The sequence below is a fragment of the Halococcus sp. AFM35 genome (assembly GCF_051195015.1).
Taxonomy (GTDB): Archaea; Halobacteriota; Halobacteria; order Halobacteriales; family Halococcaceae; genus Halococcus.
On the sequence record NZ_JBNTJU010000059.1, the window covers coordinates 1 to 7111 of the forward strand.

At 56.9% G+C, this 7111-nt stretch carries 11 protein-coding genes; 4 read left to right on the forward strand and 7 right to left on the reverse strand.

Features of this window, described 5'->3' with window-relative positions; genetic code table 11:
• Positions 1-200: 200 nt before the first annotated feature.
• Complete coding sequence (locus tag ACQUQO_RS17640; RefSeq protein WP_435079875.1) at positions 201-920, reverse strand: ParB/RepB/Spo0J family partition protein; 720 nt, start codon at positions 918-920, stop codon at positions 201-203.
• A gap of 114 nt (positions 921-1034) precedes the next feature.
• Between ACQUQO_RS17640 and ACQUQO_RS17645 the strand changes: the two genes are divergently transcribed.
• Both ACQUQO_RS17645 and ACQUQO_RS17650 read left to right on the forward strand, forming a co-directional pair.
• Positions 1035-1865 (forward strand): ParA family protein, encoded by an 831-nt coding sequence (locus tag ACQUQO_RS17645; protein ID WP_435079877.1) that lies wholly within the window; start codon positions 1035-1037, stop codon positions 1863-1865.
• Between the two features lie 44 nt (positions 1866-1909).
• Positions 1910-2269 carry a hypothetical protein gene (locus tag ACQUQO_RS17650; protein ID WP_435079879.1) on the forward strand — a complete coding sequence of 120 codons (360 nt, stop codon included), beginning with the start codon at positions 1910-1912 and terminating at the stop codon, positions 2267-2269.
• Between the two features lie 350 nt (positions 2270-2619).
• On the opposite strand, the gene ACQUQO_RS17655 is transcribed toward ACQUQO_RS17650, so the two are convergent.
• The 4 genes from ACQUQO_RS17655 to ACQUQO_RS17670 form a co-directional block, all read right to left on the reverse strand.
• Positions 2620-2799, reverse strand: coding sequence for a hypothetical protein (locus tag ACQUQO_RS17655; protein ID WP_435079880.1), 180 nt, complete (start codon positions 2797-2799; stop codon positions 2620-2622).
• A gap of 150 nt (positions 2800-2949) precedes the next feature.
• Positions 2950-3180 carry a hypothetical protein gene (locus ACQUQO_RS17660; protein WP_435079882.1) on the reverse strand — a complete coding sequence of 77 codons (231 nt, stop codon included), beginning with the start codon at positions 3178-3180 and terminating at the stop codon, positions 2950-2952.
• Between the two features lie 61 nt (positions 3181-3241).
• Positions 3242-4057 (reverse strand): RPA family protein, encoded by an 816-nt coding sequence (locus ACQUQO_RS17665; RefSeq protein WP_435079884.1) that lies wholly within the window; start codon positions 4055-4057, stop codon positions 3242-3244.
• Entirely contained in the window at positions 4058-4984 is a 927-nt protein-coding gene (locus ACQUQO_RS17670; protein ID WP_435079886.1) for a replication factor A, read from the reverse strand.
• Positions 4985-5227: 243 nt separating this feature from the next.
• Between ACQUQO_RS17670 and ACQUQO_RS17675 the strand changes: the two genes are divergently transcribed.
• Complete coding sequence (locus tag ACQUQO_RS17675; RefSeq protein ID WP_435079888.1) at positions 5228-5380, forward strand: hypothetical protein; 153 nt, start codon at positions 5228-5230, stop codon at positions 5378-5380.
• 78 nt (positions 5381-5458) lie between these two features.
• On the opposite strand, the gene ACQUQO_RS17680 is transcribed toward ACQUQO_RS17675, so the two are convergent.
• Both ACQUQO_RS17680 and ACQUQO_RS17685 read right to left on the reverse strand, forming a co-directional pair.
• On the reverse strand, positions 5459-5740 hold the full coding sequence (locus ACQUQO_RS17680) for a helix-turn-helix transcriptional regulator (RefSeq protein WP_435079890.1): 282 nt from the start codon (positions 5738-5740) through the stop codon (positions 5459-5461).
• A 75-nt stretch (positions 5741-5815) separates the two neighbouring features.
• Positions 5816-5983, reverse strand: a complete 168-nt coding sequence (locus ACQUQO_RS17685) for a DUF1931 domain-containing protein (protein ID WP_435079892.1) — start codon at positions 5981-5983, stop codon at positions 5816-5818.
• Positions 5984-6152: 169 nt separating this feature from the next.
• On the opposite strand from ACQUQO_RS17685, the gene tbsP reads away from it, so the two are divergent.
• On the forward strand, positions 6153-6995 hold the full coding sequence (gene tbsP, locus ACQUQO_RS17690; RefSeq protein ID WP_435079894.1) for a transcriptional regulator TbsP: 843 nt from the start codon (positions 6153-6155) through the stop codon (positions 6993-6995).
• Positions 6996-7111: the final 116 nt, after the last annotated feature.

Here is a 7111-nt window from a genome sequence, read left to right on the forward strand (position 1 = left end):
CATATCGGCCATCCTCGGCTTCGTCCTTACCGATGTGACGGTCTATCCCGCCGCCGTACCCCTATTCAACACAGCAGGGCGTAGGGGTACTCAACCCAATCAGTGTAGGCAGTATCTGGCACACTATATCTCCGTCCGCAGAGGCTGGTTGTTAGTCATGGAGTTGTTGACTGGCACTGGAAGCGGACACTTGTCGTCACTCATTCACTTCCTCTGCTATCGGCGAGATAGCCCTGTCGTATCCCTTCGCGGCGCGTCGAAGCCAGTTTTTCCTCCAGATACGGCGCGAGAACCCCTATCTCGCGAAGGCGGTCGTCGTCCCAGTCCTCGCGCAGGCGTGCGAGCATCCGGTCGATCTCCTCCTGACCGTACATATGTCGCTCATCACCACCCTGAATCGGGACGTGGTCGTCCACGAACTGCTCGACGGCCTCCCATGCGTCGAGGTCTGCGACCCGGGCTGTAATCGTATCGAGATTCGCCCGCCGGGCGGTCTCGAACCGGCGATGACCCGCTACCACCTCGTATGCGCTGTCATGGTTGCGGTGCTCGTCGTCTCCCACTCGGCGCACGGTCGGATACGTCAATAGATGCCCGCGCTCGCGCGTGAGCTTCACGAACTTCTCGTGAGCGGCGTCGTCCATCGAGCGGTAGGTGTACGGCGAGGGTGCGATATCCGCGACTCGCACCTCCTCGATGGGATCGGTTGGCGGAAGGCGCTCGACTGTCTCCGGGTTCGAAACCGTCACTGCGCCGACCTTCTCGCCATCGTTGCGCTCGGCGTCGTACACGATTACCCCGTGCTCGTTGTAGTGCCAGCGCCCGCACCAGCCCTCATAGGTGTGCTCGCTCGTGCGAACGCGGACGCGCACGCCGCGGAACGTGTCGTCAAGGTCTTCATGAAACGGGTTCTTGCCCATCTCTACTCTCACCCTATCAACCGGCTCACTCAAAGCCCGCGGTCAATTGCCAGTCTACTGTTGAAGTAGTACACTCTACGATGCTTTGCATTATATGATTCAGAAAATTCTATAATGCTCTCCACCACAAGCATTATTACATCTTCTAATGAACAACGTTTCACGATGCAACGAATTGCGATCACCAATCAGAAAGGTGGGGTCGGGAAAACAACGATTGCCGCCCACCTCGCCGCTGGTCTCAGTCAACAGGGACACGATGTCCTCGCTATCGATCTTGATCCGCAAGGGTATCTTATGGCTCACTATGGACTGCGAGAGGACTTTTATCGAGCGGAAACCGACAACTTGGCGCTGCATCTTGTTAATGAAAGCGAGAGCGCCTTCGAGGATCTCATTGTCTCGACTGACGAGGGCGTCGATCTCATCCCGAGCAATTACGATATGCGCGGCGTCACCGACGCATTGCACAATGCTCGCAACCGAGAGCGACGACTTGAAACACTACTCTCAGAGCTTCCAGAAGATGCGTACGATTTCGTCGTCATTGACAGCCCGCCAAACCTCGGCGTACTTACAGATAATGCAATCCTCGCTGCGCAACGAGTTCTCATCCCTATTCAAGCTGAAGACTCCTCGCTCGATGCGCTCGATATGGCACTTGATGAGTTCGAAGAAATCGAATCAGCGTTCGGTATCGACGTTGACATCCTCGGCATTGTTCCGAACTTGGTGCCTCGTGACGGGATCGCCGACTCAACGCTCGAAACGCTTCGAGCAACAGATGGACTACAAAATCTCGTCTTCCCGTACGAGATTCGCAAACGAGCAGACATCAAATACGCCATGCGCCACGGGCAAACACTCTATACCTATAACGATGAATCGGATATGATTCCCATCTTCGACCAGCTCACCAGTGATGTAGAGGAAGCAGTACATTAAATAATGCAGTGCCTCATATAGTGCAATAGCTCAAGTGATCCACAATGCCAAACGATAACGACACAAGCGGCCTCGAACGATCCAGTGACCGCCTCGGCCAGCGCTTCTCGAACGCATCCGAATCAGACACCTCCGAAGACTCAGGGGACGAACCATCGGAGAGTACCCAATCAACGAACGCTGATTCATCCTCCACTGAGGAAGCAGAGGCAACCGAGTGGAAGCCAACCACAGTCTATCTGCCGGAGGATACCCGCCGCGAATTCAGGCGGTTTCTGAAACGGCTCACGCTCGATCATCCGGAGATTGAGGATGCCGAAAAACGTCAGCTCCACACGGCCCTCATCCGCGCCGGCATGGAGCATCCAGATGAGGTTGCAGAGCTCGCCAAAGAAGAACTATAGTCAGTAACACAAGCGATTTGGGTTTGATCAGCGCCTTCGCTAAGCCGGTCTGATTCGGTCTCATTCGAGGAGAGTAGGGAGAGTAGAAACAGAAGGACGCGAGCGAAAAGAGCCAATCATTGCTACTGCCCATATTCATATTCCACTCTCACACAAACTCAACTTTCCGGTGAGGACCGAGGCAATGGTGCATCCGCTGAACTGCGACAGCAAGGAAACAGTGGTGGCTATTGGCGGCCCTGTGCCTTGTGTAACAGAATGTCTCCATACACTCACCGTCATGTTACACAAGGCACGGAGGCGGCCTGAAGGAGCGTGAGCAGGGTTGTAGCAGTTTTGCTCGGTGGCTATCACTCGGACTCGTCACGAGGGGCGATCTGATCAACCTCCTGTGAGTACACGTGGATCAGGCGGCCGCTCTCCTCGTCAAGCAGCCATCCGTCTGATCGCTCTTCGATGAACGTTCCATGAAGAGTATTGCCGTCAGTCAACTGCACTTCCACCGACGCCGGGAGCTCGAGCACATCCATACGCAGCGGTCAGGGAGAGCGACAAGTAAGTCCATCACCGCTTTGGGCGGCGGATACACGCTCTGGGTCAGCATGAAAGGGTAGAAGCAACGCATCCAGCCGAATACGCAACGAAGCAGGCTCCTTGTCTGCTGCCGGTGTGTCCGCTGGTCAGTCGTCAGTTGGGGTGATGTAAACCTGCTCGTCGACGTAGTAGATGTAGCCCCGATTCTGCAACACGTCGAGCGCGTACTCGGCGTCACCGTCGGTAAATCGCTCGTCAGCGACCAGCACAGTAGCCGCCTCGTCTTTCGACAGGCCTTCATCGCCATCACTGATCGTCTCCCGCAGCACCTCAAGAGCGTCTTCGGCGAACGGCGGAATTCGCCGCGGCCCATTCATACGAGACATATCAACCCCTTCCAGACGACACTCTCGCTGACCAGCAGGCGGCGACACTGTCTCATTCGTACTCGCCGAGTCCAGTATCCTCAGAGGACTCTTCGGACCCTGAGAGTTCATCAGAACTGCTCTCCTCGCTCTCGACGCTTTCGGTGCTTCCGACACTCTCCTCGCTCCCGCCGGAAGCGTGAGTATCCGCGTCGGCTGCGACCTGTTCGGTATCGCCAGCGGACGAGTCGCTCTCCGCAGCGTCCGACGTTGTCTCGCTTGTGGCGAGAGCCGCTGAAGCATCGGTGGCATCGAGACTTTCCAGCGCTTCGATGGCTGCCTCTCGATACGGACTGAGCCGCTCACCGTACTCGTCGCGCGCCATCTGGGCGTAGTCGTTGGTCTCCGCGTCGAACGCTTCGAGCCGGTCGATGGTCTGATCGGCAGTCTCGACTACCCAGCGGTCGCGGGTCGGTTCATCGACCTGCGTGATCGACTCCGGCCGCACGGCGACGTTCGTATTCCCGTCATCGGTCTCGTAGCTCCGCGGTTTCCCGACCACGGTTACATACGTCGGCGTCTCGATCTGGCGCAGCGTGCTTGCCGCCTCCGGTTGGTACTGGCCCGCGTAGATGTAGAACGTTCCCGTTGGATCGACCACGCGCCCCTGCCAGTACTCCGAGTCCGACCCCACATCGTTCGTCTCGGTCAGCGTGCCCGCGAAAAACAAGCGGTTCACCCGATCACCCGTCGGGAGCAGCGTGTAGTTCGGCGCGAGTTCATCCTCGGACTCTTTGAACGTGTACGTCGCATCGTTGAACTCCCGGGCGAACAGCCGCTTGGCAACCTCCCGTCCTGTGGATTCGGCCCCGTCTGAACTTGCGCTCATCTACAGCGACCTCGCTGTAATCAGCACTTCTTCAGAATCCGTGCGTGCGCCGAGCTGCTCAAATTCATCGGCTAGCACGTATCGACCGAGTTCAGGTCCACTGATCCGGTAGTACTGGCCGAGGATTTTCTCTCTGATATCGTCGGCCACGACAGTGGTATCCAGCGCGTCCATTGCGCGCTCTTTCGCCTCATCGAGCGAGATGCCCGTCAGCTCCTCAGTCATCTCTTGGTTGAAGATCACCTCGTGAACCTCGTTACCGTTGTCGAGAACGCCCTTGACTCGGAGGTCGAACTCGCCGTCGACCTCGCCGTGCTCGGAACAGCGGCCGTTCTGGAGCACGCGCGTACAGTCCTCATGGGGACAGCGTTTGATCAGCCCACTCCCACTTTGAAGGTCTACGAGAGCACCCTCGACCTCGGTCGAGTTATCGCCAACCTCGATCTCCTCGTCAACCTCCTCGATGGTGGTGGTCCGGTTGAGCTTGACCGAGAACTGGCCCTGATACTCGTCGGTGACGACGTTGCCGAGCTGGTACACTGCACCTTCTTCGAGCGTGGGAAGGTCGGATTTCGCCCACGAGGTGAACTTGATGCGGCCCGTCTCGTCGCCCACGAGGCCGACCTGTGCGATGGAATCACTCCGGGGCTCCCACAGTTGGACGACTTTCGCGGTGATGTCGATCCATTCTTCGGCTGTGTTGATACTGCCGATCTCGCGCTGTTCGTTCGCGTCACCCATCGATTCCGGGTCGGTATCGGCTTCATCGTAGTAACTGCTGGTGACGCTGCGGCGCGCTTCGTCGATGGGCACTTGATACTCGTTGACGAGCGTGTCGAGGCGCTCTGCGACGTCCTCGACGGTAATGTCCATCTGATCGGCAAACTGGTCGTGAATGTCTTCGGCGTGCGATTGCACATCTGGCATGGTCGTTTCCTGCCTCCGCGTGTGTTCGATGGGAGACACTGACTGTTCGAGACTCTCAAGCAAAAAGGTCCGGAAAGGGACGTGAAAGTGGAAGTGAACCCCTGATCGAGGTGGCGAGGTGGAGTTGCACCGGACTCTGAACCGGGGATGTCACCTGATCACGCCAAGGCGTTGCAGCGCTGGTGGTCCAGAAATCACCGAAAGCGACTCCACTAAGAATGACGATACGCTCAAGCACCGACCATGACCGATGCGGACAACGCCCTCGACCTCGGTATTAGTTGGGACGCATGCGAGGAGTGCGGCGAAGACAAACCCAACGTACTGCGCGTCGGGACCCTCACTAACAAGCGGATTCTCTACAAAGAGTGTCGGCAAGAAGATCGCCGACAGTAACCACTCGACCGACGCGATCAAACACCGACCGAGAGCGAGTCTTCGACTCGTCTCTGTATCTGTGTCAGACAACCGGCCCTAGGCTTCAGCGGCGACGTACTGCTCTTCCCACTCGCGGCGGGCATCGATCTCGCGACGGCCGCGTTGAGTGATCTTGTAGTAGTTGGTCCGCTTGTCGCGTTCGCCCTTCTCGACCAACCCTTTCTCGACCAGTTCGTCGAGGTTCGGATAGAGCCGGCCGTGGTTGATTTCGCTTTCGTAGTAGTTGTCAAGCTCGTCCTTGATCGCGAGTCCTTTCGGCTCGTCCTGTCCTGCAATCGCGTACAGCGCGTCGCGTTGGAAACCAGTTAGATCGTACATATCCTACTGCTGGTTATTCCTACGGTAAAATACATCGATATTCGAAAATGGATTGGGAGCATCTTGGATCGTGACTCAGAGATCGCGAGCCTGGACAGTCTTACGGTCATTGGCCTCTGCTCGCCGTGCCGCATCCGCAAGCAACTCCGCGACCTCGCTATCGAGCGCGTCATAGAAATCCGACGAGACGTTCTGGTCTGCGAGCTGTTCTTTGACCGCCGCTTTGACGATGAGATCCGTCATGCAGCCTATACTCCCGTCTATTCGTACTTATACCTCATCAAAGCGTGGCGAAAGTAAACCCAGCACCCACTTCCAGTGGGTGAATCACGCTCTATTATAATAAACTATAATGTGGAACCTAAGCATCTAGACTCGTTTCTTACAGTCTCAGTAGTATTATGCTATCTGTATGGACGGCACAACACAGTCCACTGTAATCGAAAGAAATGCAGCTGATCTCTGGCGAGCAGTGCTTGAGGACGACTCAGATACCGTACTCGCGGTCGGTCTTTCAACTGATGTTATCGATGGATTGCTTGAAGCGCTCAGAGAGCGTGATGACACTCCCTCTATCCGTGTCCTCGCAGCTGAAACAGTACTCAAAGACCTCGTGAGTGACTTCACTGTTGCAGGCACAATCGCGGATTTCGTGGCCGAGGACGTGCTCTCGCTCCGAACAACCGAGAACCGGCTCGACGGCCCATTGGTGGTCACCGAGAAGAAGGTGATTACAATTGTCCCAACTGATGCACAAGCTGCAGGCATCGGCACTGATGACGAAGAGTTCGTTGAGAATGCTCGGCGTCACTATGTGGACCGCTGGGAGAACGCCGAACCATTCACGCTGCGGACGCCGCCGCTCTCGCGAGTCCGGGAAACCCTTGAGACAGAGCTTGGTCCGGAAGTGACAGATGATTTCGAGCAGATACGCACTACGCTCCAGACTACCCGCGACAACGACCACTCCGGACTTGATGGTGTAGACCTCTGTCTGCTCGCCGCCGCGAAAAGCGGGGCACTCTTGTATGATATCAGCACGTGGGGCGAGAGCGTCGGTCTCGCCAGTCGAGCGACGTTCTCGCGGAAAAAGACCGCCTTCGAAGAGATGGGCCTCATTGAGACGGAGAAAGTCCCAATCGACGTTGGCCGTCCGCGCCAGCGTCTCGTGCTTGGCGACGAGCGTCTCCAGGGCGTCGATGCTGACGAACTCGTGGGTGTCGTCGGAAGCATCACCCCGGTTACCGGCTCGTAGTCGCCATACCGCCGAACTAACTAACTTCAGTTCTAGGAGCATCCGTGTTCGGTTAAGGCCTCACCTCCGCGTTGAAGGCGTAAGCCACTCGTTTGTTCAGGGTAAGGCGTGATCTC

Bases quoted from the DNA above. Each gene is read 5' to 3' on its own strand.
- ACQUQO_RS17665 (WP_435079884.1), bottom strand. From the start codon at position 4,057: ATGAGCGCAAGTTCAGACGGGGCCGAATCCACAGGACGGGAGGTTGCC.
- ACQUQO_RS17655 (WP_435079880.1), bottom strand. From the start codon at position 2,799: ATGGATGTGCTCGAGCTCCCGGCGTCGGTGGAAGTGCAGTTGACTGAC.
- ACQUQO_RS17680 (WP_435079890.1), bottom strand. From the start codon at position 5,740: ATGTACGATCTAACTGGTTTCCAACGCGACGCGCTGTACGCGATTGCA.
- ACQUQO_RS17670 (WP_435079886.1), bottom strand. From the start codon at position 4,984: ATGCCAGATGTGCAATCGCACGCCGAAGACATTCACGACCAGTTTGCC.
- ACQUQO_RS17660 (WP_435079882.1), bottom strand. From the start codon at position 3,180: ATGAATGGGCCGCGGCGAATTCCGCCGTTCGCCGAAGACGCTCTTGAG.
- tbsP (WP_435079894.1), top strand. From the start codon at position 6,153: ATGGACGGCACAACACAGTCCACTGTAATCGAAAGAAATGCAGCTGAT.
- ACQUQO_RS17645 (WP_435079877.1), top strand. From the start codon at position 1,035: ATGCTCTCCACCACAAGCATTATTACATCTTCTAATGAACAACGTTTC.
- ACQUQO_RS17685 (WP_435079892.1), bottom strand. From the start codon at position 5,983: ATGACGGATCTCATCGTCAAAGCGGCGGTCAAAGAACAGCTCGCAGAC.
- ACQUQO_RS17675 (WP_435079888.1), top strand. From the start codon at position 5,228: ATGACCGATGCGGACAACGCCCTCGACCTCGGTATTAGTTGGGACGCA.
- ACQUQO_RS17640 (WP_435079875.1), bottom strand. From the start codon at position 920: ATGGGCAAGAACCCGTTTCATGAAGACCTTGACGACACGTTCCGCGGC.
- ACQUQO_RS17650 (WP_435079879.1), top strand. From the start codon at position 1,910: ATGCCAAACGATAACGACACAAGCGGCCTCGAACGATCCAGTGACCGC.